Here is a 23,347-nt window from a genome sequence, read left to right as displayed (position 1 = left end):
CGACTGGAAAATTGAGACCCGGCTGCTCGATCAGCCGGGCCTCACTCGTTGATGTTCCAGAAGGACGTTTGAATGACGGACAAGACTGAACAGGGGTCCATTGGGGCGGGCACGCCGCACGATGTCCGTCCGGTAAAGCTTGCCTGCCGCAATGTCTGGAAGCTGTTCGGATCGAATGCCGCCAGCTTCATCCGCGAACGCGACGGCAAGGCCAGCATGGCCGACGTCACTGCTGCCGGGCTGGTCGGCGCGGTGCGCGCGGTCGATCTCGAAATCCGCCAGGGCGAGATTTTTATCATCATGGGCCTGTCGGGCTCCGGCAAATCGACGCTGGTGCGCTGCATGTCCAGGCTGGTCGAACCGAGCCACGGCAAGGTCGAATTCGAAGGTAATGACCTCCTGAAAATCTCCGATGCGGCACTCATCGAATTGCGGCGGCACCGCATGGGCATGGTGTTCCAGAATTTTGCGCTCTTGCCGCATCTCAACGTGCTGGAGAACATCGCCTTCCCGCTCAGCATCCAGGGGCAGGACCGGCCGACGCGCGAAGCGCGGGCGCGCGAGGTCATCGAGCTTGTCGGCTTGAGGGGGCGCGAGCATTTCTATCCTCGCGAGCTGTCCGGCGGCCAACAGCAGCGCGTCGGCATCGCCCGCAGCCTGGCAACCAAACCGGAAATCTGGTTCCTCGACGAGCCGTTCTCGGCGCTCGATCCGCTGATCCGCCGCGAAATGCAGGACGAGCTGATGCGGCTGCAGACCATGCTGCACAAGACCATCGTCTTCATCACCCATGATTTCGACGAGGCCATCCGGCTGGCCGACCGCATCGCCATCATGAAGGATGGCGAGGTCATCCAAATCGGCACGCCGGAGGAGCTTGTGGTCAATCCGGCGACCGACTATGTCGCCGAGTTCACCCGCGACGTCGACCGCGCCAAGGTGATCTCGGCACGCAGCCTGATGCGCGCCTGCGACGGCTCGGAGCATGGCGGAACGGTGGCGGCCGAGGCCAAGATATCGAGCTTTTCCGCCAGCATCGTTTCGGCCAACAAGCCGTTCGCGGTGGTCAACGGCACCGGCAAGCCGATCGGCGAGGTGACACCGCAAGCGGTGATCGATCTGCTGGCCGGCATCGATCGTTCAAGAGCCGGCGCATGACAGTGACGGCAAGCGCCAGCGACGCAAGGTCGCGGCCGATTCAGGTCTGGCTGCTGGTCTGGGCGGCAGCGCTTGCCGCCGTGCTTGTCGTCTTCCTGCTGCAGGACCGCCTGCCCTGGGCCGTCAACTATCCGGCCAGCGCCGTCGTGCCGGTCGCCGACTGGGTCAGCGCGCTGATGCGCTGGATCAAGTCGAACCTGTCGTGGCTGACCCGCTCGATCACCGCGGTACTCGGCGTTCCCCTCGATTTCGCGCTCAATCTGCTGGCCAAGAATTTCAAGATCGGCCACGGCGCTGACGCCTATGTCCTGCCGCGCCTATCCTGGGTCGGCGTCTGCGCCGCCGCATTCCTTGCCGGACATGCCGTTGGCGGCAGAAAGCTCAGCCTGCTGGTCGGCGGCTGCTTCCTCTACATCGCCCTGTTCGGCCAATGGACCAGTGCCATGCTGACGCTTGCGCTGATCTCCATCGCGGTGCCGTTCTGCATCGTCACCGGGCTGTTCGCCGGCATCTGGGCATGGCGCAAGCCATGGGCGGAAAGGCTCATCGTCTCCCCTGCCCTTGACCTGATGCAGACGATCCCGACCTTCGCCTATCTCATTCCGATGCTGCTGCTGTTCGGCAACAGCCCGGTGTCGGCGATGATCGCGACCGCCATCTTCGCCACGCCGCCGATGGTGCGGGCGACGATGCTGGGGCTGTCGCGGGTGCCGTCAGAGATCGACGATTTCAGCGAGATGGCCGGCTGCACGGCGCGGCAGAAACTGTGGCGAGTGCTTTTGCCCTCGGCACGGCCGACGCTGATGGTCGGCGTCAACCAGGTCATCATGCTGGCGCTGAACATGGTCATCATCGCCTCGATGATCGGCGCCGGCGGCCTCGGCTACGACGTGCTTCTGGCACTCCGCGCGCTGAAGGTCGGCGAGGCGATGGAAGCCGGCCTTGCCATCGTGGCGCTGGCCATCGCGCTCGACCGGCTGAGCCAGGCCATCGCGCACAAACAGGCAAAGGGCCATGTTCATCAGGAGATCAGCCCGAGCCTCTGGCGGCGCTACCCCAACCTGACGCTGGCCATCGCTATTCTCGTCGTGACGACGCTGCTCGGCCTGTTCGTGCCGGCCTTCGCAGCGGTGCCGAAAGCGATCACCTTCACCACCGCACCGCTGTGGAAGGCGGCGGTGAATTGGGTGACGATCAACTTCTTCGACACGATCGAAGCGTTCCGCGTGGCGCTGATCCTGAACGTGCTGAACCCGCTGCGCGCCTTTTGCGAGGGCTTTCCGTGGCTGGGCGCGGTGTTCCTGCTCGGCCTTGCCGGCTATCAGCTCTCCGGCCTGCGGCTGGCCGTCCTTGTCGCGGCGCTGACCGCCTTCTGCGCCGTCACCGGCCTGTGGGAAAAGACCATGGCGACCGTCTATCTCTGCGGCATCTCAGCCTTCATTGCCTGCCTGATCGGCATCCCCATCGGGCTGATGGCTTCGCGCAGCGACCGCTTCGAGAAGATCGTCACACCTATCATCGACACGCTGCAGGTGCTGCCTTCCTTCTGCTTCATCATTCCGGTGGTGATGCTGTTTCGGGTCGGCGATGTCACAGCGATGATCGCAACGATCGCCTTCGCCGTGGTGCCGGCGATCCGCTACACCAATCACGGCATCAGGCAGGTGCCGCCGGCACTGATCGAGGCGGCCAAGGTTTCGGGCTGCACGCCGCGCCAGACCTTCTTTCGCGTTCAATTGCCGCTGGCGCTGCCGGAGATCATGCTTGGCGTCAACCAGACGATCCTGATGGCGCTGGCGATGATCATCATCTGCGCCATGGTCGGCACGCGCGATCTCGGCCAGGAAGTGTTCATCGCGCTGTCCAAGGCCGATTCCGGCCGCGGCATCGTCGCCGGCCTCGCCATTGCCTTCATCGGCATCGTCGCCGACCGGCTGTTCAGCGCCTGGACGGCGAAGGCCAGGGCGAGGCTCGGGTAGCCAGGCGCACCGCCCTATTCCGCCGCGACGCCCTTCACCTCGAGATAGCTTTCCATCGAATCGTCCAGCGCCTGCAGCCACGGCGTGTGATGCAGTGGCGCCATGGTGCCGGTCATCAGCGAGCGGTAGGCGTGGTCGCGGAAGCCCATGATGTTCTCCGCCTTGTGGTGCTCCCACTCCATGAAGGTCTGGTTGACCGCTTCGACGTCGAAGCCGGGATAGTCGGTCTGGTCCATCAATTCCTTGGTGTAGTCGCCCTGGAACCAGATCATCTGCTCGGCGTCTTCGAGCGTTTCCTCGCGTGCGCGCCATTTCGCGCCGTGCTCCGCCATCGCCTCGGCCGAAGGCAGCTTGATGCGACCCATGATGACGTCGCGGGCGAACCAGGCCTGCGCGTCGAACATGTTGAAGGTGTAGAACTGGTCCTGCATGCCGATATAGGAGAGCTGCGGGTTCTTCTCCCAGACGACGCCTTCATAGAGGTCGAGCGGCCACATGCGGTTGGCGGTCTTGAGCTTCAAATCGTCGGTGAGGAAGGGGAAGGAATGCAGATAGCCGGTGCACAGGATGATGGCGTCGACATCCTTGGTGGTACCGTCCTTGAAATGCGCGGTCTTGCCGACGACCTTCTGCAGCAGCGGCACCTCTTTCCAATTCTCAGGCCATTTGAAGCCCATCGGCTTCGAGCGGTAGCTGGAGGTGATCGATTTGGCGCCGTATTTGTAGCACTGCGAGCCGATATCCTCGGCCGAATAGGAGCGGCCGATGATCAGGATGTCCTTGCCCTTGAATTCCATCGCGTCGCGGAAATCATGGCTGTGCAGGATGCGGCCGTTGAAGGTCGAAAAACCTTCGAAATAGGGCACGTTGGGCACCGAGAAATGGCCGGAAGCGACAACGACGTTGTCGAACTCTTCGGAATAGGTGACGTCATTGGTGCGGTCATGCGCGGTGACGGTGAATTTCTTCGTCTCGTCGGAAAACGTCACCATGCGCACCGGACTGTTGAACCGCACCCGTTCGCGCAGGCCGGATTTTTCGACGCGCCCCTTGATGTAGTCCCACAGCACGGCGCGCGGCGGGTAGGAGCCGATCGGCCGGCCGAAATGCTCCTCGAAGGTGTAGTCGGCGAATTCCAGGCATTCCTTCGGTCCGTTCGACCAGAGGTAGCGGTACATCGAGCCGTGCACCGGATCGCCATGCTCGTCGAGGCCAGTGCGCCAGGTGTAGTTCCACAGGCCGCCCCAGTCCGACTGCTTTTCGAAGCAGACGATCTCGGGAATGTCGGCGCCCTTGTCGGCCGCCGACTTGAAGGCCCTGAGCTGTGCCAGGCCGGACGGGCCGGCTCCGATGACGGCAACGCGACTTTTCATGGCAGGCCTCCCGATCTGAATTCGACTTTGTGTTGACGCAATCCCGGACGAAAACCGTTTCACACTTTTCCTGGAATTGCTCTTACGAAACAAATTTCACTCACAGGGACAGTAATTGGCCCTTTCGCGCTGTCAACAGTCCGGTGCTGAAACTGGGTTCCGCGCAGTGGATTTCCTGAGAAAAAGCGTACGCGGCCAAACGCCGGATCGTGCGCATGCGCTTTCAGGCGACTTGCCGTCGCAGTTGCGCTCCTGTATCGGCACCTGACATGTTCACCTAGAGTGAAATAAATCCGCAGGAGTGCCGGGGGCGACATGGCGAAGAAGGTTTCCGAATCCAAGGCTGGTCTCGCCGGTGCAACGGCCAAGCCGCTGCCTAAGGTCTCGGCCGACGGCAAGACCATCCGCGCGCCGCTGACGCAGAACCCGCATGCCATTCGCGACACCCGCGAAAAAGTGCTGGAGGTGGCGATCGGCCGCGAGGTGCGGGCCTTCCGCAAGAAGCTCGGCATCACCGTTGCCGACCTGGCGGTCGCCACCGACATTTCGCTGGGTATGCTGTCGAAGATAGAGAACGGTATCACCTCGCCATCGCTGACCACCTTGCAGGCGCTGTCGCGGGCGCTGGGCGTTCCGGTCACCGCCTTCTTCCGCCGCTTCGAGGAAGAGCGCAGCGCCGTCTTCGTCAAGGCCGGCCAAGGCCTCGATGTCGAGCGCCGCGGCACCCGCGCCGGCCATCAGTACAATCTGCTTGGCCATATCGGCTCCAACACCAGCGGCGTCGTCGTCGAGCCCTACCTGATCACGCTGACCGAGGATTCCGATGTGTTTCCGACCTTCCAGCATGAGGGCATGGAGTTCCTCTACATGCTCGAAGGCGAGGTCGTATACCGGCACGGCAGCAACCTCTACCCGATGAAGCCAGGCGACAGCCTGTTCTTCGATGCCGACGCACCGCACGGGCCGGAACAGCTGACGAAACTGCCGATGCGCTATCTGTCGATCATCTGCTATCCGCAGAGCGCGGGGTGAACAGAAGGTCGATCTCCCCTTGGTCTCCTCCTGAGGGAGATCGACGGCTTCGCGACGGCCTCCTCTTTTGCAGCACTGGCGATTGGCGAAAGCCGAAGTGACATTCGATCTCCCCCCTTGAAGGGGGAGATGTCCGGCAGGACAGAGGGGGGCGAACCGCGATGACGCATAATCTAGTATCCGCCAATAACCGCAACAATGCGCGCAGGATGCGCAAGGTGATGACCGATGCCGAACTCAAGCTTTGGAATGAGATCAGAGCACACAGGCTGATGGGACTGGGGTTTCGGCGTCAGATGCCTATCGCCGGCCATGTCGTCGATTTTGCATGCCCGGACAAAAAGCTGATCGTCGAGCTTGATGGTTCCCAGCATGGCCAGGCCGAAACATCGGAATCGGACACTGCAAGAACCGCCAAGTTTGAAGCGCTGGGCTGGACGGTCCTGCGCTTCTGGAATGACGATGTCATTCGCGATATCGACAATGTCTGCCAGCACGTCGTGATTATGGCCGGGCTGGGCGACGCGTCGTGAGCTTCGCGGAAGCGCTGGGGTGGACATTGGGCAAGGCCGGCGCTCCACGGCGCCCCCTCTGCCCTGCCGGGCATCTCCCCCTCTTGGGGGAGATTGGCTGCTTCAGGGGCAGCCCCAACATAAGCTATTCAATCCGGCCCAAACCCCGAACTCGTCACACTCCCGTCATCCAGTTTCGACAGCCACTCGACCAACGTCGGACGAAACCGCGTCAAGCCTTTGTAAGTCGCCAACTCCTCCGGCAAATCGCGGATCACCCGATGCAGGCGCCGGGCCCATTTCGGCTGCGTCACCAGCTCGTCCATCTTGATCAGATAGCAGCGGATCGGGAAGACGATGCCGTTGGAGCGCGGCAGCCGCCAGAAGCTCTGCAGCTCGACCCGCAGATGCACCTTGTCGCCGACATTCTCCGGCGTCACCGTCGCCCGGTCCGGTCCCCATTTGTGGTAGTTTTCGGGGCTGGTGTCGAGGCGCGGATTGATGGTCATCGTCCAGTTCAGGCGCCGCGCCGGCTTGCCTTGCTGGATGTTGGTGAGGAATTTCAGCGCCCTGACGAAAATTCCCTTCTCATGCGCCAGCGGCACCGGCGCGTGCCATTCGAAGAAGTTCATGCCGATGTCGAAATCGAGCGACCAGTCGGCCTGGGTGGTGACCATGCCGGCATCCATCCATAGATTGCCGTCGCGCTGGTCGAGGATGCAGAAATCGCCCTGACTCTGCCGGGTGATGTATTCCATCGGTCCGTAAGGCAGCGTCGAGGTGTCGCCGAAGGTAAAGGTGTCGTCGATGCCGAGCGGGCGATTGATCCAGCGCCAGCGATCGCCGTCGCGGGTGAGCGTGAAATGCTCGGGATAACCCAGCGCCTGCTGCTCCATCAGCAGTTCGAGCAGGTCCCAGCCGGCCAGCGTCATGTGCGGCAGCGACTGGCAGCGCAGCGGGTCCTCGGCCAGCACCAGCGCCCGGTCCTGCATCTCGGCGACATAGTGCTCGTCGACGTCGATCAGGTTTTCCAGCACGCTGCCCTTCGGTCCGACGACATGCGGCTCGATGTTGACCGCATACATGTAGGCGTCTTCGTGGAACGGGAACGGAAAGCGCCTTATGTGCTCCGGGCTGTTCCTGAAGGTGAAGTCGTCGCGGAACGTTTCCTTGCGAAAGGTGATGCCCATGATTTTCTCCTAGCGCTCCAGGACCAGCGACCGGCCTTCGAAGCGCGACACGCACGGCATGATCTTCTTGCCCGAACGGTGCTCTTCCTCACTCAGCCAGTGGTCGTTGTGGATGAACTTGCCGTCGCAAGAGATGACGTTGGTCTCGCACTGGCCGCAGACACCGCCGCGGCAGAGATAGGGCGGATCGACGCCGGCCGCCTCGATTGCCTCCAGCAGGCTCTGCTGCTCATCGACCCTGATCGACTTGCCGCTGACGGCGAGCGTCACATCGAACGGCAGCCCGGGCTGGGGTGCCGCGAAATGCTCGAAATGCACGGTTTCCGCCGGCCAGCCAAGGCTGGCCGCGCGATCGCGCACCCAGTTGATCATACCCGCCGGGCCGCAGACATAGAGATGCGTGCCGAGCGGCTGCGTCGACAGCAACCGGTCGAGTTCGATGCGCTCGTCAAGGTCGTCATGATAGAGCCTGACCCGACGGTCGTAACGCTCGCGCAGCACATCGGCATAGGTGCCGAGCGATGCGGTGCGGCAGGTGTAGTGCAGTTCGAAATTGCCGCCTTCCGCCGCCAGTTGCGCGGTCTGCGCCATGAACGGCGTGATGCCGATGCCGCCGGCCAGCATCAGATGTTTTTTGGCGCGCAGGTCGAGCGAGAACAGATTGACGGGATAGCTGACCACCATCTCCATGCCGGGCTTGACGTTCCGGTGCATGAACAGCGAGCCGCCACGGCCGACGTCGTCGCGGCGCACCGAGATCGTGTATTCGCGCGTGTCGAGCGGCGAGCCCATCAGCGAATAGGGATTGAGCCGGGTGCGCTCGCCGTCGCGCATCTCGACCACGACATGGGCGCCGCCGGAAAATGTCGGTAAAAGCTCGCCGTCGCGCCGGCGGAAATGGAAGCGGGTGACGAGGTCGTTGACCGGGACGACATCGCTGACGACTACATCGAGTTTTGTTGTTCCGGTGCTCATCGGAAAATCTCCTCCATCGGAGGGACCTCCGAGCGATCTTCCGCATTGATGCAGACGCCCTGGAAGGCGGCGATGCGCCTGGAATAGTGATCGCGCACCAGAAGCAGCAGGCCGCAATGCGCGCAGGTCGCCGGTTGCGTCGTCACATTCTCGGTGATGCCCTTGCAGTGCACGCATTGCATGCGCCGCGCCAGCGAGCCGCGGTGCTCGGTCTGCATCGAAGTGTGGTCGATGCCGGCTTCTAGTGCCACCTGCATCGCCTGGCCGATCAGACCCTCGGTGCCAGCGAGGTAGAGGCGCAAGCCCATATGCGCATTGGCCAGTGTCTGCCTGAGCCGTGGCAGCAGGCTGGCGAAGGACGGCGCCTGATGAAACTGCTCCGGTTTCAGCGCTTCGAGGGCGGCGACATGTTTGCCGTCAGGCCCAGGAATGAAGACGATTTCGGCGTCGTCGAAAAACCCGGGCGGCGCCCTCCGGGCCATCTCCGCTATTGCCAGCGCCCCTTCTGCATCCGCGATGAAAAGATGGTGCTTGCCGGGCTGCGGAGACAGGGTTCCGTAAACGGGCCGGCTGATGATGCTTTTGACTGCCATCTGCTCTTCGTGCCTCGAACCTCTCGCCGTCGACTATGCCTCAACCTTTCGCCGTGCGCTTGGTCTTCTTGGGATCGTCGAATGGCAATGGCTGGGCGGTGGCCTTGATGGCGCCGCTCTTGTTGCGGATTTCGAGCTTGGTCTCCTTGACCGCGCAGTCGACGTCGAGGCGGGCGATGCCCATCGATTTCTCGACCAGCGGCGAATACATGGCGCAGGTCACCACGCCCACCTTTTTGCCGTCGCGGTAGACCGGCGCTCCCTCATCGGCCGGCTCCTTGCCGTCGAGCAGCACGCCATAGATCTTGAAGCGTTCCTTGCCTTTCAGGCGATAGTGCTCCTCGGCGCCGCGAAAGCCGGTCTTGCCGGGGCTGACGGTGAAGTCGAGGCCAAGTTCCCAAAGCGTGTCGCCTGGGCCTTCATTGTCGAACGGATACTTTTGGGAGTTGTCGTAGGGATAGAAGAGCAGATAACTTTCGACGCGCAGCATGTCGAGCGTGGTGAAGCGGCACGGAATGATACCGGCGCTCTTGCCCTCGTCGAGGATCCTGTCCCAGATCGTGCCGGCATCCTGGCCGCGGCAGAAGATCTCGTAGCCGCGCTCGCCGGTATAGCCGGTGCGTGAGATCATCACGGGCAAGCCGAACAGCTGCGTCTGCATGTGATGGAAATAGTTGAGGTCGCGGATGCCCGGCACGTGCTTGGCCAGATAGTCGACAGCTGTCGGCCCCTGCAGCGACAGATCGTGCAGATTGTCGTCGAAGCGCAGCGACACGTCGCGCCCTACCGAAGCACGCTGCAACTCCTCATGGCCGGTGCCCGAACCATGCACGACCATCCAGGCGTTCGGCCCGGTGCGGTAGAGGATGCAATCATCGGTGAATTTTCCCGCCTCGTTCAGCATGCAGGCATAGGCCGACTTGCCGGGGTAGATCTTTTCGACGTCGCGGGTGGTGGCGAGATCGATGAGATGTGAGGCATGCGGCCCGGTGATGTGGACTTTCTTGAGGCCGGAGACGTCCATCAGGCCAGCCTTGGTGCGGATGGCGATGTACTCCTCGTCCGCATCTTTGTCGTAGGTCCAGGCGGTTCCCATGCCGCTCCAGTCTTCGAGCTTCGAACCGAGCGCTCGGTGGCGATCCGCCAGGGTCGAAAATCTCCAGGATGCCGTCATCCGCTCGTCCTCCGTTTCGATAGTGCTCTGCTGTTCCCTGCCCCCTGCGCAGCGGCGGGAGCTTTGGCCGAATATTGATCGCAAACGCCAGGGCGCCGCAATACCCATAAGCAATTAATTTCATTGTCAGGCAAAATCCGTTGCGCCAAGCAAACAGTTAACCTCGCGTAAATGGCGCTTGACAATTGCGGGATTCGGACTGAATTTATGAAAAAAATTTCACTCTGTTGAAAGAGGGCAGTGGACGGCCAATTCGGGGTCGAGCGCTGGAAAAAAGGGGAAAACCGATGTCAGACATGCATCAGCGCATCGAAGCGCTGTACCGTTCCGACGTGCGCGGATCCGCGCTCCTGATCGTCTGCCTGTGGGCGACGATCCTCTTCGTCCTCCTGATGACATGGCCCTACATCCCGCACGGCGGCATCAAGGCCGTGGTGGCTATCGCCGCCGCCGCCGTGCTGATCTTCAATACGGCCGCCATCTTGGCGATGGTCAAGCACTACAAGGAAGACAAGGAATTCATCTACGGGCTCGACATCAAGAACGCCGACGCATTCCGCAACCGCAAGTCCTGAGGGGTAGAAGAGATGTCCCGCTATACGCCACCGGAGCAGAGCAAAGCCGGGCAGGTTTTCGACATCGCCGTCGTCGTCGTCGCCATTTTCGTGGCGCTGTGGCTGCCGCTCAAGCTGGGCCTCGCTGGTGCGGCGAAATCCATCGACGCGCTCGACGCCAAGACGTGGGAAGCGCTCGGCCAGAACCCGACCATGGCCTCGATCTGGGAAAAGCTCGGCTACACGCCCGAGACTGCGCACGACATCATCCAGAACCGCTTCCACTATGTCATCGACTGGCCGACGCTGATCATCATGGCGGCGGTGCTGATCGGTTATTTCGTCTTCCTGTTTCGCGCATCGGACCGCGAATATCGCGACGTCATCAACGAAAAATTCGACGACAAGTAAGAGTTCTGGGGACGATTTAATTCGGGGGACACGATCATGTGGGTGGCACTCTCTTACGCATGCTGGGGCATCTCGATCGTGCTCGCTTTGTGGATGCTCTACGACTGGTTCAAGGTCGACACGACCTTCTCCGAAGAGGTGCTGACCTCCTCGCGCGAAGGCGAGCTGGAAGCCACTTCCGAAAAACACCGGATCTGAGTGAGGATGAACAATGACGATCGCGGTTGAACCGGCAGTGCAAGGCGACAGGGTTTCCCTGCTCCGCGTCCTCGGCCCGGCCCATGTCTGGGCGCTCGGCGTCGGCATCGTTCTGGTCGGCGAATTCACCGGCTGGAATTTCTCGGCGGACAAGGGTGGTGCGCTTGCCGCGCTGATCGTCTGCTGGGTCGTCGGATTGCTCTACACCTCGGTCGCGATGATCGATTCAGAGGTGACATCGACCGTCGCCGCCGCCGGCGGCCAGTATGCGCAGGCAAAGCACATCGTCGGACCGCTGATGGCGTTCAACGTCGCGCTGTTCCTGGTCTTTGCCTACACCATGCTCGAAGTGTCCGACGCCATCCTGCTCGGCGACACCATCGTCGCCAAGGCGGGGGTCGAAGGGCTCACCCACAATTCCTTCATCGCCGCCACCATCGTCGTGCTGGCTTGGCTGAACTATCGCGGCGTGCTGATGACGCTCAACGTCAACTTCGTCATCACCGCAATCGCCTATATCTCGATCGTCATCCTGTTCTTTTCGGTCAGCCCGTGGACGCAAGGCGCGGTGCTGAAGCTGAACGAACTGGTCACGCCCGGCAATGCGCTGCCCTATGGCTGGATCGGCGTCATCGCCGCCTTCCAGTTCGGCATCTGGTACTATCTCGGCATCGAGGGCACCACCCAGGCCGCCGAGGAAGTGCGCTCGCCCGCCCGCTCGCTGCCTTACGGCACCATGGCCGGCATGATCACGCTTTTGATCGCAGCCGCCATGACCTGGTATGTCTGCGCCTCGATGATGCCGTGGGAGTATCTGGGCATCACCTATTATCCGCTGTGGGACGCGGGCAAGCTGACCGGCAGCCCGTTGCTCGAGAACCTGCTGTTCGTCGCCACGCTGCTTGCCGCGCTGGCGTCGGCCAATGGCTGCATCAACGATGCGGCGCGCGCCTGGTTCTCGCTAGGCCGTGACCGCTATCTGCCGACATGGTTCTCGGCCGTGCATCCGAAATATCGCACCCCCTATCGCTCGATCCTGTTCCTGCTGCCGATCGCGCTGGCCTTCGCCTTCATCGCCGACCTCAACCAGGCGATCACCTTCTCGATCCTGTCGGGGGTGCTGCAATACACGTTCATGAGCATCAACATCATCATGTTCCGCAAGAAGTGGCCGCTCGGCTCGATCCGGCGCGGCTACACGCACCCCTTCCATCCGATCCCGGCCATCGTGCTGTTCTGCCTGTGCGTGGTGACGTTCTTCGCCATCTTCCTCGGCTTCGGCTCGCAGCTGATCGCCATGGTCGCCTTCTACTTCCTGATCTCGCTGTGGTTCCATTTCTATCGCTACAAATTCGTGCGGCGCGGCGACCAGTTCACCATGCCGTGGCCAAAGCCGCAGGGTTATTGATGGGAGTAGGCCCGTCCGCATCCCGGGCGGGCCTGGCATGAGAAAATGTCCGAGGTGACATCAGCACTGCTGGCCGGGGCCATTGTCCTGGCTGTCGTTCTCCACCTTGCCTGGCAGGCGCGTGCCAGCCGCAGCAGGGCATCGACGGCACTCGCCGTCGAGCAAGGCCGCATCCGCACAGTCATCGCCGACGCTGCCGATGTTTCGGATGGCACCGCCGGCGTCATGACTTGGGAAGGGTCCTGGAACAGCAAACGTGTCCAGGTACGCACCATCGTCGATACGCTGGCGACGCGGAAACTGCCGGCGCGCTGGCTCAGTGTCTCGATCATCGAAGAGGTCGCGGTTCCGACGACGTTCGACATGATGATGCGGCCGGGCTCGCCGACGACTTTCTCCAATTTCGATCACCTTGAGCATACGCTGCCCAAGGCTCCGGGATTTCCAGCCGAGGCGGTGCTGCGCACCGACCGCAGGGCGGCGCGCTTTCCGCAAGGCCTCATCGCTAGCCATATCGGGATCTTTTCCGAGGGGCGCGCCAAGGAACTGCTGATCATGCCCAAGGGTATACGTATCGTCTGGCTGCTGGCGGAGGCCGAACGGGCGCGCTATGGCGTGTTCCGGCAGGCCGAATTCGGCGACGCCACGCTCGATCCCGCGCTGATCGAAAGGCTGCTGGTGTCGGCGTCGGCGCTGCGCGACGCGATCAACAAAAGCGAACGGCAGGCCGCATGACCAGTTCCGCCACTGCACCCACCAGCCCCTATCTGGTTCTCGGCGCCGCAATCGCCCTGCCGGCAAGCGGGCACGTCATTCTGGGCGTGCCGGTGCGCGGCCTCCAGTTCCTCTTCTTCATGGTGATCCTGGCATGGGTGACGGCCAAGATCGCGCCGCCGGATACCAGTTTCGTCGGCCGTCATGCCGGCGGGTTTCTCATCTATGCCTTGTCGATCCTCGACGCCTACAAGATTGCGCGCATTCGCACCGCCAAATGGGTTCACAATGCCGGGCGAGACGGCGACAGTGCGCAGAGCGGCATTGGGCCGCATACGTAACTAGAGGAATATTTTTTTCATATGATTGAATTTATGGGACTCATTCGATACATCATCTCTTAGCTACAAACGATCTCTCCGCTACAAACACCGGGAGGCTGACATGTGTGGAATTGTCGGACTGTTTTTGAAGGACAAGTCGCTGGAACCCCAGCTTGGTGCGATGCTGTCGCAGATGCTGATCTCGCTCAGTGATCGCGGTCCCGACAGCGCCGGCATCGCCATCTATGGCGCGCCCTCCAAAAATGAGGCCAAGATCACCATCCAGTCGGCCAAGCCCGACCGTGATTTCCGCGGCCTCGAGGCGGAGCTCGCCAAGGCCATCGGCACGCCGGTGACGATCGCGGTGAAGTCCACCCATGCAGTCGTCAGGACCACGCCCGCCAAGATCGATGAAGCGCGCGAGACCATCCAGACGCTGCGTCCCGACATCCGCATCATGGGCGCCGGTGACGTGGTCGAGATCTACAAGGAAGTCGGCCTGCCCGAGGCGGTCGTCGATCGCTTCGACGTCCGCAAGATGACCGGCACGCATGGCATCGGCCACACCCGCATGGCGACCGAATCGGCGGTGACGACGATGGGCGCGCATCCGTTCTCCACCGGCGCCGACCAGTGCCTGGTGCACAATGGCTCGCTGTCCAACCACAACAATGTCCGCCGCGAGCTGATCCGCGAAGGCATGACCTTCGAGACCGAGAACGACACTGAAGTGGCCGCCGCCTATCTCTCGTCGCAGATGGCGCATGGCAAGAATCTCGGCGAGGCGCTGGAAGGCACGCTCTCCGATCTTGATGGCTTCTTCACCTTCGTCGTCGGCACCAAGAACGGTTTTGGCGTGGTGCGCGACCCGATCGCCTGCAAGCCCGCCGTCATGGCCGAAACCGACCAGTATGTCGCCTTCGGCTCGGAGTATCGCGCGCTGACCAAGCTGCCTGGCATAGACAATGCGAGGGTCTGGGAACCCGAACCCGCAACCGTCTATTTCTGGGAGCATTGAATTCATGCCGGCAACCACGCTCTCAAAGACTGCGGCGCACGACCCTCGGGTCTTCGATCTCGACCAGCTGTCACTGCGCGAGCTCAACCAGGCGCTGCACAATCTGGCTCCCGGCTCGAACGAAACGGCATGGGAAGTGCTGAACCCGAAAGGCAGTCATTCGGTCGCCGTCGGCGTCGACCAGCCTGTTGCCATCGATGTGCGGGGCAGCGTCGGCTATTACTGCGGCGGCATGAATTCCGGCAGCACCATTACCGTGCATGGCTCGGCAGGCCCCGGCGTCGGCGAGAACATGATGTCGGGCTCGATCACCATCAAAGGCGACGCCAGCCAGTATGCCGGCGCCACCGGCAAGGGCGGCCTGCTGGTCATCGAAGGCAACGCCTCGTCGCGCTGCGGCATCTCGATGAAGGGCATCGACATCGTCGTCCACGGCAATATCGGTCACATGTCGGCCTTCATGGCGCAATCCGGCAATCTGGTGGTGCTGGGCGATGCCGGCGACGCACTGGGCGATTCCATCTACGAGGCGCGTCTGTTCGTGCGCGGCAAGGTCGACAGCCTCGGCGCCGACTGCATCGCCAAGGAGATGCGGCCCGAGCATCTGGAGTTGCTGCAAGGCCTGCTCGACCGCGCCGGCGTCACCGGTGTCAAGCCGTCGGAGTTCAAGCGCTATGGCTCGGCGCGCACCCTCTATAATTTCAATATCGACAACGCCGACGCGTATTGAGGCAGCATGACCTATCGCAACCCGCCGACGACGCCGCGCAAATCCGCGACCTTCGACGACTACACGCTTTCCGAAATCCGCCGCGCCGCAGCGACCGGCATCTATGACATCCGTGGCGCTGGCGCCAAGCGAAAGCTGCCGCATTTCGACGACCTGTTGTTCCTCGGCGCCTCGATATCGCGGTACCCGCTCGAAGGCTATCGCGAGCGCTGCGACACCAGCGTGGTGCTGGGCTCTCGCCATGCCAAGAAGCCGATCGAACTGAAGATCCCGATCACCATCGCCGGCATGAGCTTCGGCTCACTGTCAGGCCCCGCCAAGGAAGCGCTCGGCCGTGGTGCGACCCTGTCGGGCACCTCGACCACGACGGGCGACGGCGGCATGACCGAGGAGGAGCGCGGCCACTCCAAGCAGCTGGTCTATCAATATCTGCCGTCGCGCTACGGCATGAACCCGCGCGATTTGCGCCGGGCCGATGCGATCGAAGTCGTCGTCGGCCAGGGCGCCAAACCAGGTGGCGGCGGCATGCTGCTTGGCCAGAAGATCTCCGACCGCGTCGCCGAAATGCGCACGCTGCCGAAAGGCATCGACCAGCGCTCGGCCTCGCGTCATCCGGACTGGACCGGACCCGACGATCTCGAGATCAAGATCCTCGAACTGCGCGAAATTACCGACTGGGAAAAGCCGATCTACGTCAAGGTCGGCGGCGCCCGCCCCTATTATGACACCGCGCTTGCCGTTAAGGCTGGCGCCGATGTCGTCGTCGTCGACGGCATGCAGGGGGGCACCGCGGCGACCCAGGAAGTGTTCATCGAAAACGTCGGCATGCCGACGCTTGCCTGCATCAGGCCGGCGGTGCAGGCGCTGCAGGACCTCGGCATGCACCGCAAGGTGCAGCTGATCGTCTCCGGCGGCATCCGCAACGGCGCCGATGTCGCCAAGGCGCTGGCGCTCGGCGTCGACGCCGTCTCGATCGGCACGGCTGCCCTTGTCGCGCTCGGCGACAACGATCCCCGCTGGGAGGCGGAGTATAACGAGCTCGGCACCACGGCCGGCGCCTATGACGACTGGCACGAGGGCCGCGACCCCGCGGGTATCACCACGCAGGACCCCGAATTGATGAAGCGGGTCGACCCGGTGGCCGCCGGACGCCGGCTGGCGAACTACCTCAAGGTGATGACGCTTGAGGCACAAACGATCGCCCGCGCGTGCGGCAAGAACAGCCTGCACAATCTCGAACCCGAGGACCTCGTCGCGCTGACGATCGAGGCAGCCGCCATGGCCGGCGTACCGCTGGCCGGCACCAACTGGATACCGGGGAAGAACGGCTTCTGATCAACGAAGGGCCGAAACCACACGCTCTGGGGCCACAATCGACAAAAAATGGGGAACTTCCGTGACAGTTGATCTTGCAGAATTCGCAAGGGCGAAAAACGTCAAATATTTCATGATTTCCTACACTGACCTGTTCAGTGGTCAGCGTGCCAAGTTGGTGCCGGCACAGGCGATATCAGACATGCAGAAGGACGGCGCCGGCTTTGCCGGGTTCGCCACCTGGCTGGATCTGACGCCGGCACATCCCGACATGCTGGCGGTGCCGGATCCGGCTTCGGTGATCCAGCTGCCGTGGAAGCCGGAAGTGGCCTGGGTCGCCGCCAACTGCATCATGGACGACAAGGAGGTCGACCAGGCGCCGCGCAACACGCTGAAGCGGCTGATCGCGGAAGCCGCCAGCGACGGCATGCACGTCAAGACCGGCGTCGAGGCCGAGTTCTTCCTGATCTCGCCGGACGGCAAGACGATTTCCGACGAGTACGACACGGCCTCAAAGCCCTGCTACGACCAGCAGGCGGTGATGCGGCGCTACGACGTCATCGCCGAAATCTGCGACCATATGCTGGCGCTCGGCTGGGGCGCCTACCAGAACGACCACGAGGACGCCAACGGCCAGTTCGAGATGAACTGGGCCTTCGACGACGCGCTGGCCACCGCCGACAAGCACTCGTTCTTCAAGTTCATGGTCAAGTCGATCGCGGAAAAGCACGGCCTGCGCGCGACCTTCATGCCCAAGCCCTTCCAGGGCCTGACCGGCAATGGCTGCCATGCCCATATCTCGGTCTGGGACAAGGCCGGCAAGACCAACGTCTTCGCCGACAATGCGATGGAGCTCGGCCTGTCGGCCAAGGGCCGGAATTTCCTCGGTGGCATCATGAAGCATGCCTCCGCACTGGCCGCGATCACCAACCCGACGGTCAACTCCTACAAGCGCATCAACGCGCCGCGCACCATTTCGGGCGCGACCTGGGCGCCGAACACGGTGACCTGGACCGGCAACAACCGCACCCACATGGTGCGCGTGCCCGGCCCCGGCCGCTTCGAGCTTCGCCTGCCGGATGGTGCTGCCAACCCGTACCTCCTGCAGGCGGTCATCATCGCGGCCGGCCTCGACGGCATCCGCTCGAAGGCCGATCCCGGCAAGCGCTACGACATCGACATGTACCAGCACGGCCATACGGTGAAGGGCGCACCGAAGCTGCCGCTCAACCTGCTCGACGCCTTGCGCGAGTTCGACAAGGACAAATCGCTCAAGGCGGCGCTGGGTGAGGAATTCTCGTCGGCCTACCTAAAGCTGAAGCACCAGGAATGGAATTCCTATGCTTCGCACTTCACGCAATGGGAGCGCGACCACACGCTGGACATCTAGTGGACCCAGCGGTGCGAGCGACCTCGGAATGAACTGATGAAATATTCTATCTTCTCGCTCGCCCGCGCCGCCCTGTCCGGCCACAAGAACTGGCAACGCACCTGGCGCGATGCCACGCCGAAGGACCGCTACGACGTGGTGATCATCGGCGGCGGCGGCCACGGCCTGGCCACCGCATGGTTCCTGGCCAGCGAGTACGGCATCAAGAATGTCGCCGTGCTCGAAAAGGGCTGGATCGGCTCCGGCAATGCTGGCCGCAACACCACCATCATCCGCTCCAATTACGGCCTGCCCGGCAACACTGGCTTCTACGAACTGTCGATGAAGCTGTGGGAAAGGATGGAGCAGGATCTCAACTACAACACGATGGTCAGCCAGCGCGGCGTCATCAACCTCTACCACTCCGACGCACAGCGCGACGCCTATGCGCGGCGCGGCAACACCATGCGCATCAATGGCATCGATGCCGAACTGCTCGACCTCGCCGCGGTCAGGAAGATGATCCCGTTCTTGAACTTCGACAACGCACGCTTCCCCGTGCAAGGCGGGCTGTTGCAGCGGCGCGGCGGCACGGCGCGTCACGATGCGGTGGTCTGGGGCTACGCGCATGCGGCAAGCGCGCTCGGTGTCGACATCATCCAGAACTGCGAAGTCACCGGTTTTGTCAGAGACGCCAATGGCAAGGTGACCGGCGTCGAGACATCCCGCGGCAAGATCGGCGCCGGCAAGGTCGGCATGGCTGTCGCCGGCAGTTCGTCACGCGTCGCGGCGATGGCCGGTCTGCGCCTGCCGATCGAAAGCCATGTGCTGCAGGCCTTCGTCTCCGAGGCGATCAAGCCGCTCATCCCTGGTGTCATGACCTTCGGCGCCGGCCATTTCTATGTCAGCCAGTCCGACAAGGGCGGGCTGGTCTTCGGCGGCGATATAGACGGCTACAATTCCTACGCTCAGCGCGGCAACATGCCCGTGATGGAGGACGTCTGCGAAGGCGGCATGGCGCTGATGCCGATGATCGGCCGCGTACGCCTGCTGCGCCAGTGGGGCGGGATCATGGACATGTCGATGGACGGCTCGCCGATCATCGACAAGACGCCGGTGGACGGGCTCTTTATCAACGCCGGCTGGTGCTATGGCGGCTTCAAGGCGACACCAGGCTCGGGCTTTGTCTTTGCCCACCTGCTGGCCCGCGACGAATCCCACAAGGAGGCGGCACGGTTCCGCCTCGACCGGTTCCGGACTGGCGCCATGATCGACGAAAAGGGCCAGGGCGCCCAACCGAACCTGCATTGAAGGCGGTTTAGAAGAAAATGCGGATTGTCTGTCCTTTCTGCGGCGAACGGGAACTCGGCGAGTTCACCTATCTCGGCGACGCCAAGCCTGTGCGGCCGGTGGCCGGCGCCTCGGAAGACGAGGTCTTCGACTATGTCTATCTGCGCGACAATGTCGCCGGCGCGACCAGCGAATACTGGTACCATGGCGGTGGTTGCCGGGCCTGGCTGAAGGTCAGCCGCAACACGCTGACGCACGAGATTTCCGCCGTTGAGCCGGCGGCGGGTGCCGGCGCCGCCAAGGTTGGTGCGTGATGGCCAGCGCGCAGACACATCGGCTGAGCAATGGCGGCCTTGTCGACCGCTCGGCACCACTGAACTTCCGTTTCGACGGCAAGGCTTTCTCCGGCTTCCAGGGCGACACGCTCGCCTCGGCGCTGATCGCCAATGGCGTCAAGCTGGTCGGCCGCTCGTTCAAATACCATCGCCCGCGCGGCATCCTGACATCAGGTTCGGAAGAGCCAAACGCACTGGTCGAGTTGCGCACCGGCGCACGGCGCGAGCCGAACACCAAGGCGACGACGGCCGAACTCTATGACGGGCTCGAGGCCGCCAGCCAGAACCGCTGGCCGTCGCTGCGCCATGACGTGATGTCAGTCAACCAGCTGTTCGCGCCGATCTTCGTCGCCGGCTTCTACTACAAGACCTTCATGTGGCCGGCGAAATTCTGGGAAGCGATCTACGAACCGGCGATCCGCCGCGCTGCCGGCCTCGGACGCGCCGCCGGCGTCGCCGATCCCGACCACTACGACAAGGCTTGGGCACATTGCGATGTGCTGATCGCCGGTTCAGGTCCGGCCGGTTTGGCCGCGGCATTGGCAGCCGGCCGCTCTGGCGCCCGCGTCATCCTGTGCGAGGAAGATTTCACGCTCGGCGGCCGTCTGCTGTCGGACGGCGGCACCATAGACGGCCTGCCGGCAGCCGCATGGCTTTCGAAGACGTTGGACGAACTCGCGGCAATGCCTGATGTCCGCATCACGACCCGCACGACGCTGTTCGGTGTCTATGATGGCGGTACCTATGGCGCGATCGAGCGGGTCAGCGACCATTTGCCCTCGCCGCCCGAGCACCAGGTGCGCCAGCGCCTGTGGCGGATCGTGGCCAAGCGCTGCGTCGTCGCGGCCGGCGCCATCGAACGGCCGATCGTTTTCGCCGGCAACGACACGCCCGGTGTGATGATGGCGTCCGCCATGCGCACCTATGTCGCGCGCTACGCCGCAACGCCGGCCAAACGCATCGCGCTGTTCACCAACAATGAGGATGGCTGGCGCACGGTCGAGACGGCACTCGGTGCCGGCCTGCAGATCGCGGCGGTCATCGACGCACGGCCCGAAGTATCGCCGGCGCATCGTTCGCTGGCCTCCAAGGGCGGCTTCCCGGTGCTGCACGGTTCCGTCAGCGGCGTCGATGGCGGCAAGGATGGCGTCAGGAAAATCGCGGTCTCGCTCACCGGCGGCTCGCGCGCCGAGGTCGAAGCCGACGGCCTCGCCGTTTCAGGCGGCTGGAACCCGGCGGTCGGGCTGACCTCCTTCCATCGCGGCCGGCCGAAATGGAGCGACGACATCTCCGCCTTCGTGCCGGATGGCGCCCCTCCAGGCATGGTTGCCGTGGGCGCCGCCAACGGCGATTTCGGGCTCGGCGCCTGCCTGAGCCAGGGATTTGCCGCCGGCGCGACAGCGGCGCATGACACGGGCCACAACGACAAGGCGGGCATCGCACCTGTCGCCGACGACGAGGCTTTTTCGCTGGCCCCGCTCTGGCACGTGGCCGGCAAGGGAAAAGCCTTTGTCGATTACCAGCACGATGTCACCGCTTCCGATATCGAGCTCGCCCAGCGCGAAGGCTTTGAATCGGTCGAGCACCTGAAGCGCTACACGACGCTTGGTATGGCCACCGACCAGGGCAAGACCTCGAATGTCGCCGGCCTCGCCATCATGGCTGCGGTCAGCGGCCGTTCGATCCCCGAGACCGGCACGACGATCTACCGGCCTCCTTACGTGCCGGTCGCCATCGGCGCCTTCGCCGGCCATCACCGCGACGAGACTTTCCATGCGACGCGGCTGACGCCGTCACATCACTGGGCCGTCGAACAGGGCGCGATCTTTGTCGACACCGGCCTGTGGAAGCGGGCGCAGTGGTACCCCCGCGCCGGCGAGAAGGACTGGCTGGAATCGGTCACGCGGGAGGTCAAGGCTGTGCGCTCAGGCGTGGGCTTCTGCGATGTCTCGACGCTCGGCAAGATCGACGTGCACGGCCCCGATGCCGGCGCCTTCCTCGACCGCGTCTACATCAACACCTTCTCCAGTCTTGCGGTGGACAAAGCCCGCTACGGGCTGATGCTGCGCGAGGACGGCATCGTCTATGACGACGGCACGACGTCGCGGCTGGCCGAGGACCACTATTTTCTCACCACCACCACGGCCAAGGCCGGGCTGGTGATGCAGCATCTCGAATTCTGCCGCCAGGTGCTGTTCCCGGAGCTCGACGTGCAGCTCACTTCCGTCTCCGACCAGTGGGCGCAATTCTCGATCGCCGGGCCGAAGACACGCGACCTGCTCAGGGAAATCGTCGACCCGGCCGAGGATCTTTCCAACGAGGGTTTTCCCTTCATGGGCGCACGCGAAGTCGCCCTGCGCGGCGGCCTCAAGGCGCGGCTGTTCCGCATCTCATTCTCAGGCGAGATGGCGTTCGAGATCTCGGTACCGGCGCGCTTCGGCGATGCCATGGCGCGCAATCTGATGCTGGCCGGAGCGCCATTCGGCGTGACGCCCTACGGCACCGAGGCGCTCGGCGTCATGCGCGTCGAAAAGGGCCACATCGCCGGACCGGAACTGAGCGGCACGACGACGGCGGCCGATCTCGGCCTCGGCAAGATGATGTCGACCAAGAAGGATTATATCGGCCGCGTCATGGCCGGACGCGAGGCGCTGGTGGCGCCGGATCGCCAGGTCGTTGTCGGCATCAAACCGGTCGACAAGGCACGCCGGCTGCGCTCCGGCGCACACATCATCCCGAAGGGGCAGACGCCCGGCCCCGGCAATGACCAGGGCTATGTCACCTCGGTCTGCTTCTCGCCGACATTGGATCAGTGGATCGGGCTCGCACTTGTCGAACGCGGGCGCGAACGCATCGGCGAGATCGTCCATGCGCATGACCCGCTGCGCGGCGAAGACTATGACGTCGAACTCTGCAATCCCGTCTTCTACGACCCGGATGGAGGGCGCCAGCGTGGTTGATTTTTCCTGGACTCCTCGCAGTCCGCTAGAAAAGGCGCTTGTCACCGGTGCGCATGGTGCACGCGGTATCGAGGCCGGCGTCTCGCTGACCGAGATCCGCAACTTCGATCTCGTCCAGGTGATGGCGCGGCGCGGTAAGGCGGCTGACATGGCGAAAGCGGCCAAGGCCTGCTTCGGCGTTGCGCCACCGGATGCGCCAAAGGCGTTGCAAACTCCGGACGCCACGCTGATCTGGTCAGGGCCGGATCAGTTCTTCGTGCTGTCGAAGGGCGGCAAGCACGCGATGGACACACTGGCGCCGGCATTGTCCGGGTCTGCCTCGTTGTCGGATCAATCACACGCACGCGCGTTGATCAGCGTCTCCGGAATCCAGGCGCGCGCCATGCTCGCCAAGCTGTCGTCGATCGACCTGCATGCTGCCTCGTTTCCGATTGGTGCCGCCGCTGCGACGTCGATGGATCACACCAGCGTCACGCTCTGGCGCGGCGCCGACCGGGAGGATGGATTGCCCGCGTTCAACCTCCTGATGTTCGCGACCTTTGCTGAAAGCCTTTGGCATACGATGCTCGACTCGGCTGGGGAGTACGGCGTTACGATCAGCCATTCCGAGGATTTCGCGTAGCGTTGTGCGCGCCCTTCCTTCTCCCCATGTGGGAGAAGGAAGAAGTGCGCTTCGCCTTGCCAAACGCACGCGCACTGCTATTCTTGCAGCTAAAATAATTTCACACACAGGCAAA

The 23,347-nt window shown here is 63.1% G+C and carries 23 protein-coding genes; 18 read left to right on the top strand and 5 right to left on the bottom strand.

What is annotated here, in order from left to right:
• The first annotated feature begins 72 nt into the window (after positions 1-72).
• Complete coding sequence (locus EOA16_RS02790) at positions 73-1,158, top strand: glycine betaine/L-proline ABC transporter ATP-binding protein (protein ID WP_127255264.1); 1,086 nt, start codon at positions 73-75, stop codon at positions 1,156-1,158.
• Positions 1,155-3,137, top strand: a complete 1,983-nt coding sequence (locus EOA16_RS02785; protein WP_127255263.1) for an ABC transporter permease subunit — start codon at positions 1,155-1,157, stop codon at positions 3,135-3,137. Before EOA16_RS02790 ends, EOA16_RS02785 begins: the two co-directional genes overlap by 4 nt.
• A 14-nt stretch (positions 3,138-3,151) precedes the next feature.
• Here the strand turns inward: EOA16_RS02785 and EOA16_RS02780 are convergent, their stop codons facing one another.
• Complete coding sequence (locus tag EOA16_RS02780) at positions 3,152-4,510, bottom strand: NAD(P)/FAD-dependent oxidoreductase (RefSeq protein WP_127255261.1); 1,359 nt, start codon at positions 4,508-4,510, stop codon at positions 3,152-3,154.
• A gap of 315 nt (positions 4,511-4,825) precedes the next feature.
• Here EOA16_RS02780 and EOA16_RS02775 point away from each other — a divergent pair, with 315 nt between their 5' ends.
• Together EOA16_RS02775 and EOA16_RS02770 are read left to right on the top strand one after the other, a co-directional pair.
• A complete protein-coding gene (locus EOA16_RS02775; RefSeq protein WP_127255259.1) occupies positions 4,826-5,542 on the top strand; it encodes an XRE family transcriptional regulator in 717 nt (238 codons plus the stop codon).
• Positions 5,543-5,703: 161 nt separating this feature from the next.
• Entirely contained in the window at positions 5,704-6,075 is a 372-nt protein-coding gene (locus EOA16_RS02770; RefSeq protein WP_127255257.1) for an endonuclease domain-containing protein, read from the top strand.
• Between the two features lie 128 nt (positions 6,076-6,203).
• On the opposite strand, the gene EOA16_RS02765 is transcribed toward EOA16_RS02770, so the two are convergent.
• From EOA16_RS02765 to EOA16_RS02750, 4 genes are read right to left on the bottom strand one after another with little or no spacing between them, the layout of a single operon-like run.
• Positions 6,204-7,244, bottom strand: coding sequence for a DUF3445 domain-containing protein (locus tag EOA16_RS02765; protein ID WP_127255255.1), 1,041 nt, complete (start codon positions 7,242-7,244; stop codon positions 6,204-6,206).
• Positions 7,245-7,253: 9 nt separating this feature from the next.
• Positions 7,254-8,219: a PDR/VanB family oxidoreductase gene (locus EOA16_RS02760; RefSeq protein WP_127255253.1), complete on the bottom strand. Its 966-nt coding sequence runs from the start codon at positions 8,217-8,219 to the stop codon at positions 7,254-7,256.
• Entirely contained in the window at positions 8,216-8,812 is a 597-nt protein-coding gene (locus EOA16_RS02755; protein ID WP_127255251.1) for a dimethylamine monooxygenase subunit DmmA family protein, read from the bottom strand. Before EOA16_RS02755 ends, EOA16_RS02760 begins: the two co-directional genes overlap by 4 nt.
• A 40-nt stretch (positions 8,813-8,852) precedes the next feature.
• Positions 8,853-9,986, bottom strand: coding sequence for an aminomethyltransferase family protein (locus EOA16_RS02750; protein ID WP_127255249.1), 1,134 nt, complete (start codon positions 9,984-9,986; stop codon positions 8,853-8,855).
• 287 nt (positions 9,987-10,273) lie between these two features.
• Between EOA16_RS02750 and EOA16_RS02745 the strand changes: the two genes are divergently transcribed.
• The 14 genes from EOA16_RS02745 to EOA16_RS02680 all read left to right on the top strand — a co-directional run bounded on the left by EOA16_RS02745 (position 10,274) and on the right by EOA16_RS02680 (position 23,232).
• On the top strand, positions 10,274-10,561 hold the full coding sequence (locus tag EOA16_RS02745; protein ID WP_127255247.1) for a hypothetical protein: 288 nt from the start codon (positions 10,274-10,276) through the stop codon (positions 10,559-10,561).
• A gap of 12 nt (positions 10,562-10,573) precedes the next feature.
• Entirely contained in the window at positions 10,574-10,951 is a 378-nt protein-coding gene (locus EOA16_RS02740; RefSeq protein ID WP_013532899.1) for a hypothetical protein, read from the top strand.
• Positions 10,952-10,987: 36 nt separating this feature from the next.
• Positions 10,988-11,149 carry a hypothetical protein gene (locus EOA16_RS02735; RefSeq protein ID WP_013532900.1) on the top strand — a complete coding sequence of 54 codons (162 nt, stop codon included), beginning with the start codon at positions 10,988-10,990 and terminating at the stop codon, positions 11,147-11,149.
• Between the two features lie 13 nt (positions 11,150-11,162).
• Positions 11,163-12,557 (top strand): amino acid permease, encoded by a 1,395-nt coding sequence (locus tag EOA16_RS02730; RefSeq protein ID WP_127255245.1) that lies wholly within the window; start codon positions 11,163-11,165, stop codon positions 12,555-12,557.
• Positions 12,558-12,602: 45 nt separating this feature from the next.
• Positions 12,603-13,292: a hypothetical protein gene (locus tag EOA16_RS02725; protein WP_164754070.1), complete on the top strand. Its 690-nt coding sequence runs from the start codon at positions 12,603-12,605 to the stop codon at positions 13,290-13,292.
• Positions 13,289-13,612 carry a hypothetical protein gene (locus EOA16_RS02720; RefSeq protein ID WP_127255243.1) on the top strand — a complete coding sequence of 108 codons (324 nt, stop codon included), beginning with the start codon at positions 13,289-13,291 and terminating at the stop codon, positions 13,610-13,612. The genes EOA16_RS02725 and EOA16_RS02720 overlap by 4 nt, the downstream gene beginning before the upstream one ends.
• A gap of 103 nt (positions 13,613-13,715) precedes the next feature.
• Complete coding sequence (locus EOA16_RS02715; protein ID WP_127255241.1) at positions 13,716-14,612, top strand: glutamine amidotransferase family protein; 897 nt, start codon at positions 13,716-13,718, stop codon at positions 14,610-14,612.
• A gap of 4 nt (positions 14,613-14,616) precedes the next feature.
• Entirely contained in the window at positions 14,617-15,342 is a 726-nt protein-coding gene (locus EOA16_RS02710) for a GXGXG domain-containing protein (RefSeq protein WP_127255239.1), read from the top strand.
• A gap of 6 nt (positions 15,343-15,348) precedes the next feature.
• Entirely contained in the window at positions 15,349-16,677 is a 1,329-nt protein-coding gene (locus EOA16_RS02705) for an FMN-binding glutamate synthase family protein (protein ID WP_127255237.1), read from the top strand.
• Between the two features lie 61 nt (positions 16,678-16,738).
• Positions 16,739-18,046, top strand: coding sequence for a type III glutamate--ammonia ligase (gene glnT, locus EOA16_RS02700; protein ID WP_127255235.1), 1,308 nt, complete (start codon positions 16,739-16,741; stop codon positions 18,044-18,046).
• 36 nt (positions 18,047-18,082) lie between these two features.
• Positions 18,083-19,336 (top strand): sarcosine oxidase subunit beta family protein, encoded by a 1,254-nt coding sequence (locus EOA16_RS02695; protein ID WP_127255233.1) that lies wholly within the window; start codon positions 18,083-18,085, stop codon positions 19,334-19,336.
• Between the two features lie 17 nt (positions 19,337-19,353).
• Positions 19,354-19,629 carry a sarcosine oxidase subunit delta gene (locus EOA16_RS02690; RefSeq protein ID WP_127255231.1) on the top strand — a complete coding sequence of 92 codons (276 nt, stop codon included), beginning with the start codon at positions 19,354-19,356 and terminating at the stop codon, positions 19,627-19,629.
• Entirely contained in the window at positions 19,629-22,610 is a 2,982-nt protein-coding gene (locus tag EOA16_RS02685; RefSeq protein ID WP_127255229.1) for a sarcosine oxidase subunit alpha, read from the top strand. The genes EOA16_RS02690 and EOA16_RS02685 overlap by 1 nt, the downstream gene beginning before the upstream one ends.
• Entirely contained in the window at positions 22,603-23,232 is a 630-nt protein-coding gene (locus EOA16_RS02680; protein ID WP_127255341.1) for a sarcosine oxidase subunit gamma family protein, read from the top strand. The genes EOA16_RS02685 and EOA16_RS02680 overlap by 8 nt, the downstream gene beginning before the upstream one ends.
• Positions 23,233-23,347 lie beyond the last annotated feature (115 nt).

It is taken from the genome of Mesorhizobium sp. M7A.F.Ca.US.008.03.1.1, assembly GCF_003997495.1.
Lineage (GTDB): Bacteria > Pseudomonadota > Alphaproteobacteria > Rhizobiales > Rhizobiaceae > Mesorhizobium.
The sequence above is the reverse complement of the archived record's forward strand: the minus strand, read 5'-3'. Positions and strand labels throughout refer to the sequence as shown.